The organism is Alteromonas sp. W12 (genome assembly GCF_001924945.1).
Classification (GTDB): domain Bacteria; phylum Pseudomonadota; class Gammaproteobacteria; order Enterobacterales; family Alteromonadaceae; genus Alteromonas; species Alteromonas macleodii.
This window is the reverse complement of the sequence record NZ_LQXH01000001.1, coordinates 1,458,515-1,480,810: the sequence shown is the minus strand read 5'-3', so window position 1 is coordinate 1,480,810 and position 22,296 is coordinate 1,458,515. Positions and strand designations below refer to the sequence as shown.

Below are 22,296 nucleotides of genomic sequence, written 5' to 3'. Positions count from 1 at the left end.
TGGGTAGGCCAGGTTTAAACAATCTGGTCCAAGTCATATCTTTCGCTTACCTATGGAGACAAGACCATGATCACGTTTACCGTTAATGGTAACAAACACGAATTTTCTGGTGACCCATCAACACCAGTGTTGTGGTACCTTCGTGACGAATTAAATCTTACAGGACCTAAGTTTGGCTGTGGTATGGCGCAATGTGGCGCTTGTACTGTTCACATTGATGGCATGGCACAACGCTCTTGCGTATTACCAGTGTCAGCCGTTCAAGGCAGAAAAATTACCACTATTGAAGGGCTAAGCGAAAATGGCGATCACCCTGTCCAAAAAGCGTGGGTAGAACACAAAGTACCACAATGTGGTTTCTGCCAATGTGGGCAAATCATGCAAGCTGCCAGTCTATTATCAACCAACCCAACGCCAAGTGACGAAGAAATTGTTCAGAATATGTCGGGCAACATCTGTCGTTGCGGCACGTACCCTCGCATTCACAAGGCCATTAAGTCTGCGTCGAAATCAATAAGCGGCAACGCCGGCGTGAGCTACTTTGACCCAACCCAAGCGGGAGAAGAAGCATGAGTGAGAATACCTATTTTGATATGAATCGCCGCAGTTTCTTAAAATCTACAGCAGCGGCGGGTGCACTGGTTCTTGGTACCTATTTTATGGGTGGTGCACCTCGCGCCATGGCTGGCGTATTAGCAAAGCCGGCGGAAAACGCAAAGCGCGCAAACTTGTTCATTGCACTTCGCCCTGACGGCATGGTTGAAGTAACGTGTCACCGCAGCGAAATGGGTCAACAGATCCGAACCGCCATTGCGCAAATTGTAGCTGACGAGATGGAAGCGGCGTGGGACAAAGTCATTGTTATTCAAGGCAAAGGCGACCCCAAATACGGTGACCAAAACACCGATGGCTCGCGTAGTATCCGCTTCAATATGCAGCGTCTTCGAGAAATGGGCGCAAGCGTGCGTTATATGATGCAACATGCAGCAGCTAAGCGTTGGGGTGTTGAGCCAAGTACCTGTGTTGCCGAGCAGCATGTGGTAACACACACTTCAGGTAAAACGCTTGCTTATAAAGACTTAATAGACGATGCATTTACCATTACGCCGCCAGAAGCCGATAAGCTTAAGCTTAAAGAAAGGAAAGAATGGCGTTACATCAATACCGGTATGGCGCATATCGACCTTCAAGATATCGTTACCGGTAAAGCAACCTTCGCCGCCGACGTGCGCGAGCCAAAAGCACTTGTTGCCATAATCGAACGCCCTCCTGTAGTGGGCGGTAAGGTGAAAAGCTTCAATGCTGATAAAGCAAAAGCGGTTAATGGCGTTGTTGATGTAATTGAAATTCCAGCGCCAAAAGGTGCGCCCCAGTTCCAGCCAAAAGGTGGGCTAGCCATTATAGCTAACAATACATGGGCAGCATGGCAAGGCCGCAAAGCATTAGACGTCACCTGGGACGATGGCGTAAATGGCGACTATAACTCAGCGAACTTTAAAGAGCAGTTGCTTAACACAGTAAATGCACCTCAAGCGCTTGTTAGAGAAAAAGGCGATGCGTTGAGCGTTTTAGAAAAAGCCAGCGACAAACTGGTTGCTGACTATTACGTGCCGCATTTAGCACAAGCCCCAATGGAGCCACCATGTGCTACTGCCATGTACTATAAAGATCGCGTTGACGTATGGGCAGCAACACAAAATCCGCAGGCTGATATGGAAACCGTGGGCGCTATGGTTGGCATGGACAAAGAAAAAATCAATGTTCACGTTACCATGCTAGGTGGTGCTTTCGGGCGTAAGTCTAAGCCTGACTTTTCAGCGGAAGCAGCATTCCTATCAATGAAAACGGGCAAGCCAATTCGCGTTCAATGGACACGCGAAGATGATATTCAGCACGGCTTCTATCACGCGGTCTCTGCTCAACATGTTGAAGCTGCACTTGATGAAAACGGTAAAATTGACGCTTATCTTCACAGAACCGCGTTTTCACCTATTGCCTCTACGTTCCAAGAGGGCGCGAACGCCCCCTTTAGCTTTGAGTTAGATTTGGGCTTTACGGATAACCCTATTCTTACGCCCAACATGAAGTTAGAGCGCGGTGAAGCGCCAGCCAAAGCCCGTATTGGATGGATGCGTTCAGTATCGAACATCTTCCACGCGTTTGCTGTACAGTCGTTTATTAATGAAGCAGCCCACAAAGCAGGCAAAGACGCTAAAGATTACCTATTGGAAGTAATTGGTCCTGATAGAATTATTGATGTGACGGATCAAAAAGCCGAATATCAAAACTATTGGGGTGATAAGTCGGTTTATCCTTTGGATACCGGTCGTCTTCGTAATGTAATTGAGAAAGTATCTGACATGGCAGGCTGGGGCCGCAACATGCCTAAAGGCCGCGGACTGGGTATTGCTGCGCACCGTAGCTTCTTAACTTACGTTGCTACTGTGGTTGAAGTTGAGGTGTCTGACGCTGGCGATCTTAGCGTGATTAAATCATGGGTAGCTATTGATGCAGGTACTGTAGTTAACACCGATACGGTTAAAAACCAAACCCAAGGCGGCTCGGTTTACGGTATAACAACAGCAATCAGTGACGGTATAACGTTTGATAAAGGGCGTGTACAGCAGAGTAACTTCCACAACTACCGTGTACCGCGCATGAGCGATTCACCACTAGAGGTAGAAGTTGAAGTAATTGAAAGCGATGCGCCGCCAGCAGGTGTAGGTGAACCTGCAACCCCCGTGTATGCGCCAGCGCTGTGCAATGCCATTTTTGCTGCATGCGGTAAGCGTATTCGCCAGCTACCTATTGGTAACCAGCTTAAAGCGTAAGCATTCTATAGATTCGGCTTAATCGCTGGTTTGATGAATAAATACTAACGCTATTTAAGACAAGCAATCATATCAAAAAGGGTTAATACACACTGTGTTAACCCTTTTTTATGGATGTATGCTGTATTCTGGTGTCTCTCAATAGTAGCGAAAAAACGAATTGCTTTATGAATAATAGAAAAGACTATATAAGTTATAGATACTTAGGCAAAAACACGCTATCGAGATAACAACGCAAGCAACAAAAAGGTGAATAAAAACACCATAACTTGCATAAGCGAAAACTGCACATATCAGACCTATAGTGAATTCAACCAGCGCTGCTTCACAGAACGTTCTGATGTTACTGATTACAGGTTGTGCAAAAAACTTAAATTTATAAGCCATCTCAGTTTCCCTCCCCAGCCTCATCCATACTGCTAGCCTAACGCTATTTACAATAGCACACTAATCCAACCGGACATAATTTAACCAAGTAATATAGGAAGGTCTTGAGCTTTGTTGCACATCAAAAAGGCGAAAAAACCTAGTCATTAGCATATTCGCCATTTCCAACTAACTAAGCCATTGATTAAGAGCAGCAAACAACCATTAGAAACAAAAAAGGAGGCCAACATGACCTCCTTTTATTCAAACTGTAAATCAACCTGTAACCTTACAATTAAAAGGAAAGCACTTTCAGTATTGGACGGTTAATTCCCGCCTTATTCTAATAGGTTATTCTTACTCGTAGTTGCGTTCCATCCACATTAACTGCATTTTAAGCTCGTTAATTTCTTTTTGCGCTTCCGCCAACTGCTCTACCACAGAGCGTGATTGCATAACGTTTTCTTCGGAAGTATTTACTGAAACTGCGCTGTCATTATGTGCCATGAGAATTCAACCAAGTTAATTATTAATCAAAGATTCAAAGTGAAAGTCACTTTGTAATATTACATTTTTAATTACACAAAGTCATGTTATCAACACGCAAAAATGCATAGTTTTGCTAAATAACCACAGTTTTTTTAAGGAATGAAACTTGAGCAAAGATTTGCTTCTAGATGGGTGGCCATCACTTTAAGTTGCCTAACAAAAAAAGAGACCTTATGGTCTCTTTTTCAATAATATCAAAGCGATAACGTCGTGAAATAGCACGACGTTAGATGGAAAACTAAATAGCCCTTAAGCTTTCTAGCCTTCACATCCGAGCTGCGTGATTAACCGTGCTTTTCAGCAAGGTAAAGCCAAGTTTCAACCACGGTATCAGGATTAAGTGATACCGAATCAATCCCTTCTTGTACCAGCCACGCGGCGAAGTCTTCGTGATCTGATGGACCTTGACCACAAATGCCTACGTATTTTCCACGCTTCTTCGCTGCCTGAATTGCCATTGACAACAATGCTTTGACCGCTTCATCACGTTCATCAAACAAGTGCGCGATGAGACCACTGTCGCGATCTAGACCTAGGGTTAACTGCGTTAAGTCGTTAGACCCAATAGAGAAACCGTCGAAAATGTCTAGGAACTTATCAGCAAGCAAAGCGTTTGATGGCAGTTCACACATCATGATAACGCGAAGGCCATTTTCACCTTTCTTAAGTCCCTGCTCTTCAAGAAGCTCGATAACTTGACGACCTTCTTCTAATGTACGAACAAACGGGATCATGATCTCAACATTGGTCAAGCCCATTTTGTTGCGAACGCGCTTTATGGCTTCACATTCAAGGGCAAAACAATCGCGGAAATCTTCAGAGATGTAGCGGCTTGCACCACGGAAACCCAACATTGGGTTTTCTTCGTCTGGCTCGTATTGATAACCGCCCACTAAGTTGAAGTATTCGTTCGATTTGAAATCTGACATACGAACAATAACTTTCTCTGGCGAGAATGCAGCGCCAATGGTTGAAATACCTTCCACCAATTTCTCGATGTAGTATTCCGTAGGCGATTCGTAGCCTGCAATCATATCGCTAATTTCTTCTTTCAACTCTTCAGGCTGGCTGTCGAAATTAAGTAATGCTTTAGGGTGCACACCAATCATGCGGTTGATAATAAACTCAAGACGCGCAAGACCAACACCTGCGTTTGGCAAGCGAGCAAAATCAAATGCGCGATCGGGGTTACCCACGTTCATCATGACTTTCAGCGGTAGGTCAGGCATTGCGTCAATGCGTGAGGTCACTACGTCGAACTCTAGTTCGTCACCGTAGATAAAACCAGTGTCACCTTCAGCACAAGACACAGTAATTTTGTCGCCGTTCTTGATACTGTCAGTCGCGTTACCACAACCAACCACTGCTGGAATGCCCAACTCACGCGCGATGATTGCCGCGTGACAAGTACGGCCACCGCGGTTGGTAACAATAGCAGAAGCCTTCTTCATGATAGGTTCCCAGTCAGGGTCTGTCATATCAGTTACCAGAACATCACCCGCCTGAATTTTGTCCATCTCTTCAATTGAATCAAGCACTTTCGCTACACCAGCACCGATTTTGTGACCAATTGCACGGCCTTCACAAACAATGTTGCTTTGACCTTTCAACTGGAATCGCTCGATGCTCTGTGAGTCTTCACGGCTGCGTACTGTTTCAGGGCGAGCCTGAACAATGTAAAGTTTGCCGTCTGCGCCATCTTTTGCCCACTCGATGTCCATAGGACGCTTGTAGTGGTTTTCAATGATCTGCGCCTGTTTAGCAAGCTCCATTACTTCGTCATCAGTCAACGAGAAGGTTTTGCTGTCAGCTGCATCAATATCGACAATAGACACTTGCTTACCGTGTGCTTCATCATCTGAGTACACCATTTTAGTAAGCTTACTACCAAGGTTACGACGAACGATAGCAGGCAGGCCTTTATCAAGTGTTGGTTTGTGGACATAAAACTCATCAGGGTTAACCGCACCCTGCACCACCATTTCACCTAAACCAAATGAGCTGGTTATAAATACAACGTCTTCAAAGCCAGACTCTGTATCGATAGTAAACATAACGCCTGATGATGCGATATCACTACGCACCATGCGTTGAATGCCTGCAGATAGCGCCACGCCTTTGTGGTCGTACCCTTGGTGAACGCGATATGAAATAGCGCGGTCGTTAAATAGCGATGCGAACACGTGCTTAATTGCCACAAGCACGGCTTCATAGCCTTTAACGTTTAGGAAAGTCTCTTGTTGACCTGCGAAAGACGCATCAGGCATATCTTCAGCCGTGGCTGATGAACGCACTGCAAATGACGCTTCTTCACCTGCATCACCCTGTAATGTGACAAACGCAGTTTTGATTTCTTCTTCTAGCTTTCCTTGGAAAGGTGTGTCGATGATCCACTGGCGGATATTCTTACCCGCTTCGGTCAGTGCGTTTACGTCATCTACGTCTAACGAGTCTAAGACTTCGTGAATGCGCGCTTCTAGGCCACTTTGCTCTAGAAACTCATTAAATGCCTCGGCGGTGGTAGCAAAACCTCCCGGCACCTGCACACCGGCGTTCGCCAGGTTTGAAATCATCTCGCCTAATGATGCATTTTTGCCGCCTACGCGACCCACATCATGCATGCCCAGTTCTTGATACCAAAGTACGTATTCTTGCACAGCCCAAGCCTCCAGCTTTTTTATGTGTAGGGTATGAGGTTAATTTCAGGTTTGTGCTTTTTGTCACCTGAAACTCATCAAATTGTAGTCGATATGTGGTGAAAACCACTGTTAACGCTGTCCATTACGTTTGACAGCAAACCTATTGATATTTGCCACCATTCACAAGAACCGTGTAGCTTTTCGACGAAATCATCTTAGAATGGGGAAATTCAGAATGTAAACCCTTTATTACTTTTGTAATAAAATTACACCAATGTTAAGGATATGTTGTGCGCACAGCTTTTTATATTTCAGATGGTACAGCCATCACTGCAGAGGTCTTCGGCCACGCCCTGCTTTCCCTGTTTCCCGTTTCTTTCAATCACAACACCATTCCTTTCGTTGAAACTGAGGAACAAGCTCACAAAGTTTTACAGCAAATTTCTGAAAGTTTTCAAGACACCGGAGAAAGACCGCTCGTTTTTTATACAATTGTGAATGTAGATATTCGCAAAATAATCTCGAAATCTGTGGGCATTAACTATAATTTTCTCGATCAATTCGTAGCGCCACTGGAAAAAGTATTGGGTGTTCCTTCAAAACCAGAAAAACATCGTACACACAGTATCCACGAAACCACCTACGATATTAGAATTGAGGCCGTAAACTACGCACTGGCTAATGACGATGGCTCTAATCTAAAAGATTACGATGAAGCAGACATCATTCTTACTGGTGTTTCACGCTCGGGTAAAACGCCAACAAGTCTTTACTTAGCCCTTCAATACGGAATAAAAGCAGCGAACTACCCTTTTACAGAAGAAGACATGGGAGACATGCTGAAACTGCCTCCTGCCCTAAGACGATTTAAAAACAAACTCTTCGGACTAACGATTGAAGCCGATAGACTACATCAGATACGTTCAGAGCGACGTGCAAACAGTAAATACGCATCGCTACCACAATGTAGGATGGAGCTTCGTGAAGTTGAGAACCTGTATAGAAAGGAAAAAATTCCGTTTTTGAACAGCACTAAATATTCTATAGAAGAAATTTCGGCAAAGATTTTAGCCGAGACTGGACTGAAGCGCCGTAAGTATTAGTGAATCTAACAATTGGTAAACAAAAAAGCGTGCCGCAATGTGCATTTTGCTTGCAGCTAATCGAAATGAACCTAACGATTAATGCGGTGCGTTATCTTTTACCAATTTTCGGTAGCGCGATAGCTGTAAAGATGGAAGCCCCTCAACAGATATTTGCTTGAGCCAACGTCTTGCTTTTTCAGGGTCGTTGCCAAGCGTAGCGTTTTCCGCTATCCGTAACTTAATACTGTTAATTTGAGCGATATCCTTCGCTTGCTCCGCACATGCTAAACCATTCAGGAAAGCCTGCTCTGCCTCCTGATAATTCCTATTGTTGCGAAGCGCTACAGCATAATTGCTATAGGCGATAGCTTGCTGTTGATAATCGGGTAGTTTCAACGCCCAATTCAACGATTTAATTCGATATTCAATATGTTTTGCGTTATCGCCTTCTTTTAGCGCGGCGTGCCCAAGCTCAGCAAAGATCTCATGGTAAAAGACAGGCGCATTATAGTTTTCACCTTCCAGTTGCTCAGCAAAGTCCTGCGCTTCTTTCGTTTTACCGAGCACAGTAAGAAGATTTAAAACCCTTATACCTAATTGAGGGGACGGCATCTTTTCATATTGTGCTCTCAAGCCCGTCAAAGATTTAGTTAACGCTATTCTTGCTTCCTGCTCTCGGCCGCTGGCACGTAACCACTTGCCGAAAAACAGAGAAACTAGTGGCTTGTACTCTGGCATTCCTTTCAAATTTGTAGCCTCAAGCCATGGTCTTAGAAGGGCATAAAGCTCATCATAACGTTGAAAGTTAAATAAGATATCAAACCTTCTTACTTGAAGGTCCCACCATGGTGGTGTGTTCTTATCTAATAGAGATTGCTGCGCTCTGATTTTCGATAAACATTCGTCGACACTATCCTGGCAAAGAGGCTGAATATCTTTAATCGCGGCATTTGCATGAAATACAAAAAGCGCTAGGAAGAATAAAACGGTGGCTAATAGAGGTCTCATTATTATTATGGCAATGCGTCTATTTGATATGAAGTATAGGTTAAAAGCAGTTCTTATAATAGTTAGCGGAAGCTCCTAATTTCTCAGCTATACAGCACAAATTGTTCACGCCTTCTATAATCAAACCAACCAAAACTTAATCGATTAAGAATATTTTCGCATATATGTAAACGTTTTACCCGCAGGTGTTAACATGGCGTTAATAAATAGTGATTTATTCAATATAGAGGAAGTTTTATGGAAGGTTATTTTGATGCAAACAAGAGAATCAGGACAGGACTAGTAACTCTAGCGCTGTTCATTGCGTCCCCTTGTTTTGGAGAAGAGCATACATTTACACTCGCTTCGCCCGATAAGAATATTGCTGTTGAAATAGAAGTTAACCAAGGGGTTAGCTATCAGATTGCGTTAGACGGAAAGAGTATACTGCTTCCTTCTAACATTGATTTGCAATTAGAAAGCTTACCGTCGTTGAGTGATGGCATAAGGCTAACTGACAAAAAGTCACACCAAGTAAATGAAGTTTTAGAGCCTGAAGTTCGCGTAAAGTCTCAAAAAATACTCGACAGCTATAACCAACTCTCCCTTTCTTTTTCAAATAATTACACGGTAACATTTCGTGCATTCAACAACGGCATCGCTTATCGATTCGAGACAGACATCAACCAAGACATTGTTGTTATTGACGAACTCGCAGAGTTTAATTTTCCAGCCCCTTCCACCACGTACTTTCCTAAAGAAGAAGGCTTTTACTCACACAATGAACGAAGCTACCTAAAGGAAAAAGTAAGCGACATCAAAGCAACTGACTTAGCAAGTACGCCAACGCTAATTGATACTGAAGCAGGTAAGCTGTTAATCACCGAAACTGCATTGGAAAATTATGCGGGCTTATGGTTAATAGGTAGTGAAAAAGGACTTAAAGGAACCTTCGCACACTATCCTACACAAAAAGCAGTCGGAGAAGCCCCTTGGCAAGATCGAAATGAACCTATAACCCATCGTGCCAAATATATAGCAAAGAGTAGCGGTAAGCGTACATATCCTTGGCGGGTGTTAGCCATCGCAAAACAAGACAAAGATTTGCTTACCAACCAATTAACGTATCAATTGGCAATACCATCAAAACTCGCGGATACCAGCTGGATAAAACCTGGCAAAGTGGCGTGGGACTGGTTTAACGCGAATAACTTGCACGGCGTTGACTTTGAAGCAGGTCTGAACACTGCTACTTATAAACATTACATCGACTTTGCAGCTGAATATGGCCTTGAATACGTAATCCTCGATGAAGGATGGTATCCATTAGGTGATTTAATGGGAACTGTAGCAGACTTTGACGTACCAGAGCTCATTCGTTATGGGAAAGAAAAAGGTGTAGGCATTATCTTATGGGCGTCTTGGTTGACGCTTCGAGATCAATTTGATGAAGCAATGGACCGGTTTCAACAGCTAGGCGCAGTAGGTATCAAGCCCGACTTTTTTCAGAGAGACGACCAAGAGATGGTTCAGTTTTATTGGAAGATTGCTAAGGAAGCGGCCGAAAGAGAACTTTTGGTAGATTTTCATGGCTCATACAAGCCCGCAGGACTAAGACGTACCTACCCTAATGTCATTTCCAGAGAAGGCGTAAAAGGCCTTGAATGGAACAAATGGAGCTACGACAGTACACCTGAGCACAACACGACCCTACCTTTCATACGTCAAGTAGCAGGCCCTATGGATTACACACCAGGCGTGATGTCAAATGCGATAGGCCCAGCCGCTTTTGAAAATATAAATTACAGTGGTAAAGACAGTAATCATCAGGATTTTACAATTCGCTTTATGCGACCTATGAGTCAGACAACCCGCGTTCATCAAATGGCCATGTTTACTGTGTTTGAGAGCCCACTACAAATGATGGCTGATACGCCCAGTCAGTATAGAAAAAATAGCGAGTGCGCTTCATTCATAGCGAAAGTACCAACAGTGTGGGACGAAACAATTCCACTTGAAGGTAGCATAGGCGACTTCGTTATGGTTGCAAGAAAACATCAGTCTACTTGGCATGTCGGTGCTATGACTGATGAAAACGCGCGAACTCTTCCACTTGATCTATCATTTCTTGAGGAAGGAAAATGGAAGATGGTTATCTTTGAAGATGGCCCTAATGCAAAGCATTGGGCTGAAGACTATCGGACAAAAACGCTGGAAGTGACAAACGAGACAAAGTTGAACATTTCTCTAGCGCCTGGCGGTGGCTATACCGCTAGATTAAGTAAAATGTAATTTATTGTGGCTGCACATCATTATGTGCGGCCTTTTTTTATACCTTTCATTAACGTCACTTTCCATTCTGACTTTTACCCCGTCAAAGGGGACTCTAACCGATTTTTTCACGTCAAACTTTTACAATAGATGTACCTTTAGTGGCTAGCATCATCGCATGCTCCGTGACCTTTCGCTGATAGCAATTATCTATCACGGATAATCAGTTACATTTCATTGATTTAGCGATATTGTTAAAACGCAATTGATACAGTATAACATAACTATTAATTAAAGGAGTTAGCGTCATGTTTACAGAAGAGATGGTACATACAGCCCTTCAGACTTGGTGCGACAATGTTGTTGCGGTGGGAAAAGTACACGCAGAAGGTGGCGATGCGAAGGCGTTCGCATCAAAGGTTTTATCTGACAACTACGATTACGATAATGGGAAGGTGCTGTTTAAACCTACCTTAACGTATGGAGCTCAAACATTTCGCCCAACAAAAGAAGGGGCGCTTTCCTACTTCGTAGGTGGCAATAGCGACTACCCCAACGACAATGGGTTCAAGCTTAAGCCTTGGGTAAAGGTTTGGTATAGCAAGGAAGATTTCATATTGAACGGCGAGTTAGCCATTGTTCAATGCAACGTACATTTTATTGGTGCAGACGACAGCCATATTTTTGTGAACAAGAGCTTTGTCTTCAAGCAATGCGACGACGGTAAAATTAGAATTATCCTTCACCAGTCTTCGTTACCTTATCAGCCATAAGCGTTAGGAATGGCTCTAATGGCACAGGCTTGACGCCTTTAAGTGTCAAAAAACACGAGGCACGGTAAAAGTCGTGCCTCGTTTTATTCTAAAGATGCTGTAAATAAGTAACCGTCTAGTTTCAAAAGTTTGGCTTAGGATAAAGCCCAAGTTCAGTCGAGTCACGCTAGGTACGGCTATTTAACGCAAGGCGCTTCTACTGCGTCTTAAGCGCGTCCTTCAGCGCTTCCAAGTTAGATTCAAATGGCTTCCACTGCCCCATCCCCGTTTTGTAAATAGGCTGACGGACCTGCTCTGAGCTTGGAGTTTTGATTATCCGCTTGGTTTTATGAAACGCTAAGCATGCCTCTTCAAACTCTAAACCGCAGAACGCCAGAATACGCTTAACCTGCCCTTCTAAATCGTCGAGCACATCTTCGTGCTGCACCGTTAAAATGTCGCCGGGCATCACCGTATGCCAATGTGACATCAACTTTTCATACGCATTGTAATATCGGCCAATATCACTTAGCGAGTAGCTAAACTCCTGCCCTTCACCAAATAGTTGTTTGTACCCACTAAAACAGCAATCCATTGGATCCCTTCGCGCGTCAATAATTTTAGCGTTAGGCAGTATCTTCTTAATAAGCCCAATATGAATGAAATTGTTGGGCATTTTGTCAATAAATAACGGTGCGCCTTGGCGATATGCACGGGTCTGCTGAATATATTGCTCACCAAGTTTCGCCAGTGTTTCTTCACTCAATGCTGAAACATTGAACGGATATGGCGTAGATTGGTGGCTGAGCGAAGACGCTATACCCAGAATGTCATGCAGCTCCATAGTTCCGTCGACATTAGAGTGCGACGCTAGGATTTGCTCAAGCAGTGTAGAGCCAGCACGTGGAAGGCCGACAATAAAAATAGGATCTGGCGCTTGGCAACCCTGTGTTTTTTTGAAATCGTCTTGACTAAAAGCCTGTTGCTGAGCATCTAATGCTTGCTCGGTTTTCCCAATATCGAATTGAAGCGTACTGCGTTTAAGCGCATTACCTTGCTGGTAATACGCAAAGGCCTTGTCATACTGAGCATTATCTTCAAACCCTTTTCCGAGCGCAAAACAAATATGAATTTTATCGTCTAAGTTAATTGCATCATTGCTGGCTTGCTCAGTCATTTGCTTAAGCATCTTGTCACTAAACTTATACGTCTTCGTATTCGCCAAGCTCCAATAGGCATCACCATAGTCGCGGGCAAAACCTACCGCTTTTTCGTAAGCGTTAACCGCATCGGCAGTATCGCCTTTGGCTTTTAGTGCATGACCCAACGACACCCAAACTTTAGGTCTATCTGGCGTTTGTTCTAGTACGCCATGGTAAATATCTATCGCTTCATCTAATTGCCCTACACCAACAAGCGCATGGGCAAGACTGGTTTTAATAACAAAACTGTCTGGGCTTTTTGAGAGTCTTTGTCGCGCAACGTTTACGGCCTCTGGAAACTTACCCAACTTTGAAAGCACGTTTTGATACGCTAGCGCCGCTCGCTCGTTGTCCGGGTATAATTCCACACAACTTTCCAACAAAAATTCTGCATCACTGTACACCTTCAACTGCATACCAATCTCAGCCAACAACATCATAGCTTCAGGGTGATGCTTCTGTTTAGCCAAAAATTGGCGGCACACTTGCTCTGCCGCAGCGAACTGCTTTTCGTACATAAGGTCGTAGGCACCCAGAATTGGCGGAGGAAGAGACTGCAAATGCGCAATCTGATTTGATGCCATTTGTTTAGCGGTAGCGTCGCGATGATTTTGATAGATTAAGAGCAGCTTTTTCCAACTGCTTATAAGAGCGGGGTTAAAATGCGTTGCTTTAAAGAACGCACTTGCTGCGTTTTGCTGGTCTCCCACAGCTTCATGACAGTAAGCAAGCTCTTGGTATCCCCTGCCGTAATCTGGGCGAAGAGATAGAAGAGTGTCGATAGCCTTAAAAGCATCGCTATGTTGGTTTGAGAGCCTGTAAGTGACAGCGGCCAAATAAAGTACTTCTGCTTCTTGCTGATCATTTAGCGACAAGGGCAATAAATCTTGAATATACGATTTCGCAGTTGATAACTGACCGCGTTGAAGCGCTTGCTTAATAGCGCGAACTTGATGTTGAAAATCTTCTGTTGTCATAGCCTTCGTTATAATTCTTGGTAGCGCAGGTGATAATTGGCGAAAGCCAAAAGGGTATGTATTTAATACTACCGAATTTTTCTAAGATAAGTAATGAAAACGGCAGGCCTAGGCCTGCCGTTTAATGCACTGTGTACAATCTACTTCTTCGTTTACGACAAACGACTATTAATAGTAATCGTAAGAGAAGCGAAGACCTATAGTACGAGGGCGATTAGTCACAACCTTAGGCGTATACTGCTGTGTATCAATGTTCAAGATTGCTGATTTGTCGAAAACGTTGTCAACGAATGCTTCAACTTTCCAGTTTTGATACGTCATCCCCACAGATACATTACCAATCACGTAACTTTCCTGAATGTAGCGGCCACCGCGAATTGTTTCACCATCTGCACCTGGGTACGTTGCACCTTTAAACTCGTCACCCTCATCTTTAATTTTCAGACCCGAGCCCGTGCCATAAATCAATCGAGTTGCATCTTCCATGGCATAGGCGTTCATCACCATGCCAGCAAGACGGTCGCCGGTGTAGGTAAGTGATGCATTAACATACCCTTCTTTACCGCCGTCTAACTCAAAGAAATAACGTGCGCTAATGTTGCCTGAGAAATCAGCAGAGTACGGAAGCTCACTGCCTACGCCAGCCGCAATACCTTCTAGTTCAGGGTTAATACTAACCAGTTCAGTATCCAGTACGCTAAATGCTGCGTTAATGACTAGGTTATCTGTTGCTAACCACGTAATGTCTGCATCAATCCCTTTAACTTCTGCATCACCAACATTATCGGTAAAGACTAAGAAACTAATATTCGCAGGATCGAAACGCGACGTTTGCAAGTCACTGATTTCTGAATAGTAACCAGTGGCATTAACACGCAAAATACCGTCTAAGAAGTCACCTTTCAGGCCAATTTCGTAGTTATCCAGCGTATCTGTTGTTGAGTAAACCGGAACACGGAAATCCGCAAACGCCCCAGTGTCATTTGCCGCTGCGTCACCGCCTAGTCTGTTTGTTACTGGTGGACGGAAGCCTTCTGAATAGTTCGCGAAAAGCAATACGTTTTCATTTACTTTCCAGTCGAGGCCAAATTTGAAGATGGTATCGTCAACCGTGAGTACTCCGTCACCGTCTAGTAAGCCAATTTCCAATGAACCATCTTGGATAGCATCGACAACACCTTGGCCGTCAAGACCCAAACCATCATAAACGGCGGGATCTAGCACGCCTTGACCATAGGCTTCTAATCGGCTTGTTACGTCGCGTGTTGATGTAGCGCCGCGATAAATATCGTCAATTTGATACCAGCGTGCACCAATGGTAGCGGTAAGCGTATCAGTAATTTCATAGCCTAGCTGACCAAATACTGCGATCTGCTCGATAGTATGCGTAACATCGTTTACAAAGCTAATTTCAGGAGAGAAAGGGCCACCATCACTGTTAATTCCACGGTCACCCGCCAGCGCATTCCATGAACTTGCAAGGTTCTCAAAGATTTCAGGGCTTGCGATTTTAAACTGGCCTACTGAGCCTACTTCCTGTTCGTCATAAAACACACCCGCCGTCAGCTGCCATGGTGTATCCATCGTTGTGCTGAAACGTAGTTCGTGGGTTAAGCGAGTGCTAGTAGTGTCTTCTTTGTAGTATTTACTCGGATCGAGGCAGCGCGCGTCATCTGGATTATCTGGCGTTTCATAGTGCGTACACACATAGTACGCGGAAAATAAGCCGCCGTTGGTGTAGCCTGTGTAATCGGTAAGCGTGTCTATTTCACGATCTAGGTAACCACCGGTATACACCACATCTAGTTTTTCCAAACGACCATTTAGGGTCCATGTGGTTAAGCCAAATTCGTCGGAGTTTTCATCGCTTTGAAAGCGAATTGCCGAGCTTTCGCCTTCCACTGTGGGGTCGTAGGCAAACACACCTTCAGTATCAAGTGTTTGTTGAGTGTGTTGAACCAGAACATCCCAATCTTCGTTGATAATGTAAGACAACCCGAATCGCGCCCCTGAGTAGACCGCGTCATTAAAGTTATCTTCAACATGTTCGCTGTTTCTTGGCGACACAACGGCGGCTTCACTGCGGGTAAAACCATTGATTTCACGACGTGCATCCATCGCAGCCGGATCGATGCCCTGTTTCTGCAATGCATTTCCAGAAATACGATCAATAACTACTGCACTTCCAATGTAACCACCATTTCCTGGCTCATTTTCAATGTTGTCAATCCAACCGCCCTGACTTTCATTGTAGGCAGCCACACGCAGCGCAAGGTTGTCAGTTGGAGTAACGTTGAAATATGCCTCCACCGTGTTACTCATATCTCCGCCCTTTGTGGTAGAGATACTGGTATCGAAGCCTGCAGCAAAACCAGAATGATCTGGCTTGTTTGTGATTAGGCGAACTGTACCTGCCTGAGAACTCGCACCAAATAACGTACCTTGCGGCCCAGGTAGAACCTCTACACGCTCAACGTCGGTAGCAAAAATATCTAAGTTTCGGCCAGCCATAGAAACAGGCATTTCATCAAGATAGAAAGCCACTGAGGGCTGAAGTGCTTGAACAGATGACAGGGTAATGCTTGATTGCGTGGTCGCCGCACCACGAATGTATATTTCGTTCTGCCCTGGACCTGTACCTTGGAATACCACATTCGGTAAAAACTCTACGTAGTCTTGGAAGTTATCAATACCGAGGTTTTCTAATGCTTTTCCATCCAACGCAGAGACTGCGACAGGGACATCTTGGATTGATTCACTTCTTTTCGTGGCGGTAACTTCTATGGTTTCAAGTTTAGCGGGCGCTTTAGTTTCTTGCGCAGCCAGAGAGGTGGATGCCAGTGCAGCGATGATTGCACAGCTAAGCTGAGTTTTTCGCATTTGTGTGTGTTTCCTTCAATTGTTTTTTTATTCTTCGGACAGTGTTTACTTAAAACACATATCAAAAAGATCATATATTACGATACACAATCTATTAATTATTTCTACTCTAACGATTAATAATTAACCAAAAACACCTAAAACCTAGCAGAAAGTCTAATTTTTATCGTAAAAACAACTGCAAAAAAAAGAATGCACTTTGACTCACTGACCAAATACATACAAATCAAATAATTTCATCTGATGTTTATAAAAAATGCTCCATGCGGTATATTTCTGCGTATAAACCGAAATTTATAAAAGGTGAAAGGAATTTACTGCGTGATTGAGAACGAAAATAAATCTCCACTCAACAAGCCGGTGTTTATTACATCGTCAGCTTTAATCCTATGTTTACTTATCTTCGCTGCTGGTACTCCTGAAACAGCAGACGCGCTTTTCCAAAAGCTTCAGAGCGCAATTGTGACCAACGGTAGTTGGTTTTATGTATTTACTGTCGCAGTAATTGTGGTGTTTGTTGTTTTCCTCGGCATGTCACGCTACGGCGAAATTAAGTTAGGCCCAGATCACGCAAGCCCCGAATTTAGCTTTGGGACTTGGCTTAGTATGTTGTTTGCAGCAGGAATGGGAATTGGGCTTATGTTCTTTGGCGTTGCCGAGCCCTTAATGCACTTTTTAGCGCCCCCCACTGCACAGGCTGAAAGTATTGATGCTGTTCGCGAAGCAATGAAAACCACATTTTTCCATTGGGGTGTTCATGCTTGGGCAATTTATGCGGTAGTGGCGCTGATTTTGGGCTATTTTGCGTACCGTCAAAACTTACCTCTTACACTGCGTTCTGCTTTGTATCCATTAATTGGTGACCGGATTTATGGCTGGCCTGGGCACGTGGTTGATATATTCGCGGTTACATCAACGGTGTTTGGTGTATCGACGTCGCTAGGCTTTGGCGCTTCGCAAGTAAATGCGGGGTTTAACTATTTATTTGGTCTACCGTCAAATACTGGTGTTCAAATAGCTATAATGGCAGGCGTTGTTGGCTTAGCCGTAATTTCTGTAACTACTGGTCTGGAAAAAGGCATACGCCGTCTGTCAGAAACCAATATGGTTTTAGCTTTACTGCTACTTTTAATTGTTCTTGTTTTAGGCCCAACCGTATTTTTACTGCAAGCGTTCATGCAAAACACTGGGGCTTATCTGTCTGATTTAGTGCGCAACACATTTAACCTGTTCGCCTATGAAAAAACAGACTGGATTGGTGGCTGGACCATCTTCTACTGGGGTTGGTGGTTAGCATGGGCACCGTTTGTTGGCCTGTTTATCGCGCGTATCTCATACGGTAGAACCATCCGTGAATTTGTAATGGGCGTACTGCTTATTCCATCAGCATTTACACTATTTTGGATGACCGTATTCGGCAACGCCGCTATTGATCAGGTGTTAGTACAAGGTAAAGACGTACTTGCACAAATGGTAAATGAAGATACCTCAGTGGCGCTGTTTGTATTTTTAGAGCAGTTCCCTTTCGCTTCAGTACTAAGCCTTATCGCAGTATTGATGGTCATTGTATTCTTTGTAACCTCATGTGATTCGGGTGCCATGGTTGTCGATATGCTGTGTTCACACGGTGAAAACAATACGCCGTTGTGGCAACGAGTATACTGGGCTGTTGGCGTTGGTGTGGTGAGTTCAGTGCTGCTTTACGCTGGTGGGCTTGGCGCGCTGCAAACTATGACGATTGCTGCCGCACTGCCATTTGCTATTGTGCTGCTTATCGCCATCTCGGGACTATTGAAAGCCCTTCGTATCGAGGCGTACAAACGTGAAAGTTTACAAGTACTAACGGGTACACCGCAGCATAATGACTCTGACAAAAACTGGAAAGAGCGCCTTGAAAATATTGTGACCTTTCCAGATGAAACTGCCGTTCGTCGTTACATCAACAAAGTGGTGAAGCCTGCGCTAACAGAAGTAAGCGAGGAGTTTAAAGCGCAGCAATTTGAAATAAAAATTGAAGATACCGACGAAGCACTTGTATTAACCGTTGATATGGGCAATGACCCTGAATTCATTTATGCTGTGCATCCTGTATCGACAGAACAGCCTGAATTTGGTCCAAGTGACACACCAGCACTGGACGAAAACAAAAAGGCCACGTACTATCGCGCCGAAGTGCACCTTAGTGAAGGTGGTCAGAACTATGATATTATGGGCTGGTCGAAGATTTCAGTCATTAATGACGTCATCGATCACTATCATAAGCACCAACATTTTATTCATTTGCTTAAGTAACCGCTGGGTTACGCATTTGTTGGAAGTAACATGCGAAAAGAAGAAGAACTATTAGTGGCACTACGGCGCGTAATACGCGCTGTAGACCTACGCAGCAAGCAGCTAAGTAAACACGTGGGTTTAACAGGCCCACAGTTATTGGTGATGCAAAATATTGAAGAGCGCCCGGGTATAATGGTGCGCGAAATTGCAGAGAATATTAACTTAAGCCCTGCAACCATCACGAATATTCTAGATAGACTAGAATCACGAGACTTAGCTACGCGCATAAGAAGTACGCAAGATAAACGAAAAGTGGGCGTATTCTTAACCGAACGCGGTAAAGAGGCAGTGGTTGACGCACCTCGCCCTCTTCAAGAACACTTTGTCGAGCGTTTTTCACAGCTTAAAGAGTGGGAGCAAAGCCAAATGGTCGCTACCGTTCAGCGAATTGCTAGCATGATGGATGCTGAAGATATTGATGCCTCCCCTTTTCTGGAGTTAGGCAGTATTTCAGAAAAAAGCTAATAGCCTTTGTCTTCTTTACAAAAAATGGCCTTCACTTGAAGGCCATTTTTGTATCTATCTTTGGCGCTGGTGTAGAAGCGCTCAGCTGACTGCTATGACTTCGCCTTAAGTGGATTTACCTTTCCACCTGTGACTTTGTCAGCGCGCCCTTCCTCTTTCGCTTTCTCAGCACGGCGCTTGCGGATTTCTTTAGGGTCAGCAATAAGCGGGCGGTAAATTTCAATACGGTCGCCATCGGTAAGCGTGTCGCGAAGCTTAACCACGCGGCTCCAAATACCCACTTTCGTTGCTTTCAAATCAATCTCGGGAAACTGCTCAAGCACGTTAGACGCGTTTATCCCTTCTTCCACCGTCGCATTTTCATGAATAGCAACATCAATGATAGTTTGCTTGGTGGGTAACGCGTAGGCAACCTCAATATTGATGAGCTTCTTACTCATGCGTAAACGCTCCGCGCTCGGTCTGTAAACGCTGCAACCATACTGCTGGCTAAACTGTTAAACACTTTACCAAAAGCCATTTCAGCTAGCTTATTACTGAATTCAAACTCTAGGTTTAATTCAATTTTACAGGCTTCTTCTGATAACGCTGAAAATGTCCAGCCACCGGTAAGCGAGCGAAACGGACCGTCGACCAGCTGCATTTGAATACTTTTACCTGGCTCTAAAACATTGTGCGTTGTAAACCATTGCTTAATACCTGCTTTTGCAACTAACAATGACGCTTTCATGCTTTGCGCTGACGTGTCGAGGATTTTGCTATCGGTACAGCCTGGCAAAAACTCAGGGTAGGAAGCTACATCGTTGACTAAGTTAAACATGGCTTCTGCACTATGAGCTACAAGTGCGCTTCTATGAATACTTGGCATTGATCCCACTACAATTAAAACTCTTAGCGGCATTGTATCACAGAAAATTTGGTTCGCTCGTATTCGGTTTTGAACCAAATGCCCCAATATAAGATAACAATGACAACTAAAGACATTTCGTTGAACAATCAGTATAATAGCCAGCATGAAAAAGAATAAAGCCAACAAAAACACAACAGGAAATATCGCGCAGAATAAAAAGGCGCGTCACGACTATTTCCTAGAAGACAAGTTCGAAGCCGGGCTTGAGCTTCAAGGGTGGGAAATTAAAAGTATTCGTGCCGGTAAAGTGAACATTACCGATGCGTACATTATTATCCAAAATGCCGAAGCGTATTTGGTAGGGTGTAGAATTAGTCCGCTGAATCAAGCCTCTACCCACGTTATCGCAGCCCCTGAGCGCGCGCGTAAATTGTTGCTCAATAAACGTGAAATAGATCGTCTAATGGGTGCTCGAGACCGCCAAGGTTATTCAATCGTAGCCACATCTATGTATTGGAAAAAGTGTTGGGTGAAACTAGAAATTCACTTAGCAAAAGGTAAGCACGCCCATGACAAGCGTGACACCATAAAAGACAAAGATTGGCAGCGCCAAAAAGAAAGAATGATGAAACACAGCGTTTAACGCTGTGTTTTTTATGTACTGTGTTAAATGAAAGGCGATATAGACTGGCTTTAAACAAGAAAATTACACGGCAAGCCGTTCTATTCTTCTGTTTGCGTTAACCCACATCCCGTTTCGTCATTTTCTTGCGATGCAGCATATCAAGAACAAGGCTCCATAGCGGAGAGGGATCTCGTAGTGTGGTTAGGTTGTTTCCAAGGCGTCTCAGTTGTCTTCGTACCATCGCCATATTTGCAAGACTAGCCAACGATTTATCTTTCCAAGCACAATGGGGGATAATGCCCGAGTAAGTCCACTCTCGCTGCCACTTTTTCGCTAAGTCGGGCGTAATAGCAAGGGCACTGGCTAATCCCACCAGAGCGCAGCCTTGTTCAATCACTTCTTCTGCTACTTCGGCTCTTTTGATACCACCTGTAGTCATAAGTGGAATCTCAGTTTTACTTACCAAGGCCTGTGCGAACTCTAAAAAGTAGGCCTCTCTAGCAAGGGTGGTATTATCGCGAGTTTGCCCTTGCATCGCGGGCGCTTCATAACTACCGCCAGACAACTCGACAACATCAACACCCAAGGCTTCCAAGCGATTAACCACCTCACAGGCATCATCGAAAGAAAAGCCATTTTTCTGAAAATCTGCAGAGTTAAGCTTAACCATAACAATGAAGTCTTTGGCGCAAACTGCTCTAACCTGACTGACTATATTTATTAGCAAGCGAGCGCGATTAATAATAGAACCGCCCCACTCGTCTTGGCGCTGATTAGTAAGCGGTGATAAAAACTGCGTAAGCAAATAGCCGTGGGCAGCGTGAATTTCAACGCCATCAAACCCAGCTTTTTCAGCTTGCTTAGCAGTTTGAACAAACCGTTTGCACACATCGTGAATGTCTTGGCAGGTCATTTCACGTGGTTGAGCAAACAACTTAGAGTGCTTGCCCATATCAAGCGGTACAGCAGAAGGCGCAATAGCTTTGCCTTTCATCGCTTTAAACACCTGTCGACCGGGGTGGTTAATCTGCATTATGGCTAAAGCGCCATTAGACTTAATGATTTTTGCCCACTTTTGAAACGGCGCAATGTCGGTGTCTTTTTCTAGTGCAACGCCACCAGGCCCTGTCATGGCACTTTTATCAACCATCACATTACCCGTTATCACCATGCCCAAATTACCATGGGCCCAATATCGATAGAGTGAGTACAAAGACTCACCGGGAATATTTCCCAAACTCGACATGTTCTCTTCCATTGCAGCTTTAACAAGACGGTTTCGCGCCGTTATGCCACACGGCAAGGTATAAGGAGAATACAATATGGAATCTGAAGACATTTACACTACAAGCCTTTTAATTATGCTGACGTACTTTAATGGTTCTTGGTGCTAATTGCATCATTACATCACCACTATTTCCTTAAATATTCGCTAAAATAATCAGATAAAAAGCGCTATCGCAATTTAATAATTACGTTGTTT

At 44.2% G+C, this 22,296-nt stretch carries 16 protein-coding genes; 8 read left to right on the top strand and 8 right to left on the bottom strand.

From position 1 onward, the window contains the following. Nucleotides 1-66: 66 nt before the first annotated feature. Together AWH61_RS06205 and AWH61_RS06200 are read left to right on the top strand one after the other, a co-directional pair. The gene (locus AWH61_RS06205; protein ID WP_014949319.1) at nucleotides 67-573 is read left to right on the top strand and encodes a (2Fe-2S)-binding protein; all 507 of its coding nucleotides are present in this window, start codon (nucleotides 67-69) and stop codon (nucleotides 571-573) included. Then, entirely contained in the window at nucleotides 570-2,831 is a 2,262-nt protein-coding gene (locus AWH61_RS06200) for a molybdopterin cofactor-binding domain-containing protein (protein ID WP_075176501.1), read from the top strand. The genes AWH61_RS06205 and AWH61_RS06200 overlap by 4 nt, the downstream gene beginning before the upstream one ends. Before the next feature lie 723 nt (nucleotides 2,832-3,554). Here AWH61_RS06200 and AWH61_RS20105 read toward each other — a convergent pair. Both AWH61_RS20105 and ppsA read right to left on the bottom strand, forming a co-directional pair. Beyond that, a complete protein-coding gene (locus AWH61_RS20105; RefSeq protein WP_155279892.1) occupies nucleotides 3,555-3,704 on the bottom strand; it encodes a hypothetical protein in 150 nt (49 codons plus the stop codon). A gap of 326 nt (nucleotides 3,705-4,030) precedes the next feature. Then, complete coding sequence (gene ppsA, locus AWH61_RS06190; protein WP_014949316.1) at nucleotides 4,031-6,403, bottom strand: phosphoenolpyruvate synthase; 2,373 nt, start codon at nucleotides 6,401-6,403, stop codon at nucleotides 4,031-4,033. Between the two features lie 272 nt (nucleotides 6,404-6,675). Here ppsA and ppsR point away from each other — a divergent pair, with 272 nt between their 5' ends. Continuing rightward, complete coding sequence (gene ppsR / locus AWH61_RS06185) at nucleotides 6,676-7,488, top strand: posphoenolpyruvate synthetase regulatory kinase/phosphorylase PpsR (protein ID WP_014949315.1); 813 nt, start codon at nucleotides 6,676-6,678, stop codon at nucleotides 7,486-7,488. A gap of 78 nt (nucleotides 7,489-7,566) precedes the next feature. Here ppsR and AWH61_RS06180 read toward each other — a convergent pair whose 3' ends face one another. Beyond that, nucleotides 7,567-8,478, bottom strand: coding sequence for a hypothetical protein (locus AWH61_RS06180; protein ID WP_075176500.1), 912 nt, complete (start codon nucleotides 8,476-8,478; stop codon nucleotides 7,567-7,569). Between the two features lie 237 nt (nucleotides 8,479-8,715). On the opposite strand from AWH61_RS06180, the gene AWH61_RS06175 reads away from it, so the two are divergent. Beyond that, nucleotides 8,716-10,749: a glycoside hydrolase family 97 protein gene (locus AWH61_RS06175; protein ID WP_075176499.1), complete on the top strand. Its 2,034-nt coding sequence runs from the start codon at nucleotides 8,716-8,718 to the stop codon at nucleotides 10,747-10,749. 287 nt (nucleotides 10,750-11,036) lie between these two features. Beyond that, nucleotides 11,037-11,501: a metal-independent carbonic anhydrase family protein gene (locus AWH61_RS06170; RefSeq protein ID WP_075176498.1), complete on the top strand. Its 465-nt coding sequence runs from the start codon at nucleotides 11,037-11,039 to the stop codon at nucleotides 11,499-11,501. Nucleotides 11,502-11,697: 196 nt separating this feature from the next. On the opposite strand, the gene AWH61_RS06165 is transcribed toward AWH61_RS06170, so the two are convergent. Together AWH61_RS06165 and AWH61_RS06160 are read right to left on the bottom strand one after the other, a co-directional pair. Continuing rightward, complete coding sequence (locus tag AWH61_RS06165; RefSeq protein ID WP_075176497.1) at nucleotides 11,698-13,659, bottom strand: tetratricopeptide repeat-containing sulfotransferase family protein; 1,962 nt, start codon at nucleotides 13,657-13,659, stop codon at nucleotides 11,698-11,700. Nucleotides 13,660-13,827: 168 nt separating this feature from the next. Continuing rightward, nucleotides 13,828-16,539 (bottom strand): TonB-dependent receptor, encoded by a 2,712-nt coding sequence (locus AWH61_RS06160; RefSeq protein ID WP_075176496.1) that lies wholly within the window; start codon nucleotides 16,537-16,539, stop codon nucleotides 13,828-13,830. A gap of 321 nt (nucleotides 16,540-16,860) precedes the next feature. On the opposite strand from AWH61_RS06160, the gene AWH61_RS06155 reads away from it, so the two are divergent. Both AWH61_RS06155 and AWH61_RS06150 read left to right on the top strand, forming a co-directional pair. Then, complete coding sequence (locus AWH61_RS06155) at nucleotides 16,861-18,831, top strand: BCCT family transporter (protein WP_039229500.1); 1,971 nt, start codon at nucleotides 16,861-16,863, stop codon at nucleotides 18,829-18,831. A 30-nt stretch (nucleotides 18,832-18,861) separates the two neighbouring features. Then, nucleotides 18,862-19,338, top strand: a complete 477-nt coding sequence (locus AWH61_RS06150; RefSeq protein ID WP_012518305.1) for a MarR family winged helix-turn-helix transcriptional regulator — start codon at nucleotides 18,862-18,864, stop codon at nucleotides 19,336-19,338. A gap of 92 nt (nucleotides 19,339-19,430) precedes the next feature. Here the strand turns inward: AWH61_RS06150 and AWH61_RS06145 are convergent, their stop codons facing one another. Both AWH61_RS06145 and AWH61_RS06140 read right to left on the bottom strand, forming a co-directional pair. Beyond that, the gene (locus tag AWH61_RS06145) at nucleotides 19,431-19,778 is read right to left on the bottom strand and encodes an RnfH family protein (RefSeq protein ID WP_075176495.1); all 348 of its coding nucleotides are present in this window, start codon (nucleotides 19,776-19,778) and stop codon (nucleotides 19,431-19,433) included. Then, entirely contained in the window at nucleotides 19,775-20,206 is a 432-nt protein-coding gene (locus tag AWH61_RS06140) for a type II toxin-antitoxin system RatA family toxin (protein WP_014949308.1), read from the bottom strand. The genes AWH61_RS06145 and AWH61_RS06140 overlap by 4 nt, the downstream gene beginning before the upstream one ends. A 145-nt stretch (nucleotides 20,207-20,351) precedes the next feature. Between AWH61_RS06140 and smpB the strand changes: the two genes are divergently transcribed. Next, nucleotides 20,352-20,831 carry an SsrA-binding protein SmpB gene (gene smpB, locus AWH61_RS06135; protein WP_014949307.1) on the top strand — a complete coding sequence of 160 codons (480 nt, stop codon included), beginning with the start codon at nucleotides 20,352-20,354 and terminating at the stop codon, nucleotides 20,829-20,831. Nucleotides 20,832-20,928: 97 nt separating this feature from the next. Here the strand turns inward: smpB and AWH61_RS06130 are convergent, their stop codons facing one another. Continuing rightward, nucleotides 20,929-22,152 (bottom strand): NADH:flavin oxidoreductase/NADH oxidase family protein, encoded by a 1,224-nt coding sequence (locus tag AWH61_RS06130; RefSeq protein ID WP_075176494.1) that lies wholly within the window; start codon nucleotides 22,150-22,152, stop codon nucleotides 20,929-20,931. Nucleotides 22,153-22,296 lie beyond the last annotated feature (144 nt).

Coding starts and splice junctions, on each gene's coding strand:
- AWH61_RS06205 (WP_014949319.1), top strand. CDS start 67: ATGATCACGTTTACCGTTAATGGTAACAAACACGAATTTTCTGGTGAC.
- AWH61_RS06200 (WP_075176501.1), top strand. CDS start 570: ATGAGTGAGAATACCTATTTTGATATGAATCGCCGCAGTTTCTTAAAA.
- AWH61_RS20105 (WP_155279892.1), bottom strand. CDS start 3,704: ATGGCACATAATGACAGCGCAGTTTCAGTAAATACTTCCGAAGAAAAC.
- AWH61_RS06180 (WP_075176500.1), bottom strand. CDS start 8,478: ATGAGACCTCTATTAGCCACCGTTTTATTCTTCCTAGCGCTTTTTGTA.
- AWH61_RS06175 (WP_075176499.1), top strand. CDS start 8,716: ATGGAAGGTTATTTTGATGCAAACAAGAGAATCAGGACAGGACTAGTA.
- AWH61_RS06170 (WP_075176498.1), top strand. CDS start 11,037: ATGTTTACAGAAGAGATGGTACATACAGCCCTTCAGACTTGGTGCGAC.
- AWH61_RS06165 (WP_075176497.1), bottom strand. CDS start 13,659: ATGACAACAGAAGATTTTCAACATCAAGTTCGCGCTATTAAGCAAGCG.
- AWH61_RS06160 (WP_075176496.1), bottom strand. CDS start 16,539: ATGCGAAAAACTCAGCTTAGCTGTGCAATCATCGCTGCACTGGCATCC.
- AWH61_RS06150 (WP_012518305.1), top strand. CDS start 18,862: ATGCGAAAAGAAGAAGAACTATTAGTGGCACTACGGCGCGTAATACGC.
- AWH61_RS06145 (WP_075176495.1), bottom strand. CDS start 19,778: ATGAGTAAGAAGCTCATCAATATTGAGGTTGCCTACGCGTTACCCACC.
- AWH61_RS06140 (WP_014949308.1), bottom strand. CDS start 20,206: ATGCCAAGTATTCATAGAAGCGCACTTGTAGCTCATAGTGCAGAAGCC.
- smpB (WP_014949307.1), top strand. CDS start 20,352: ATGAAAAAGAATAAAGCCAACAAAAACACAACAGGAAATATCGCGCAG.
- AWH61_RS06130 (WP_075176494.1), bottom strand. CDS start 22,152: ATGTCTTCAGATTCCATATTGTATTCTCCTTATACCTTGCCGTGTGGC.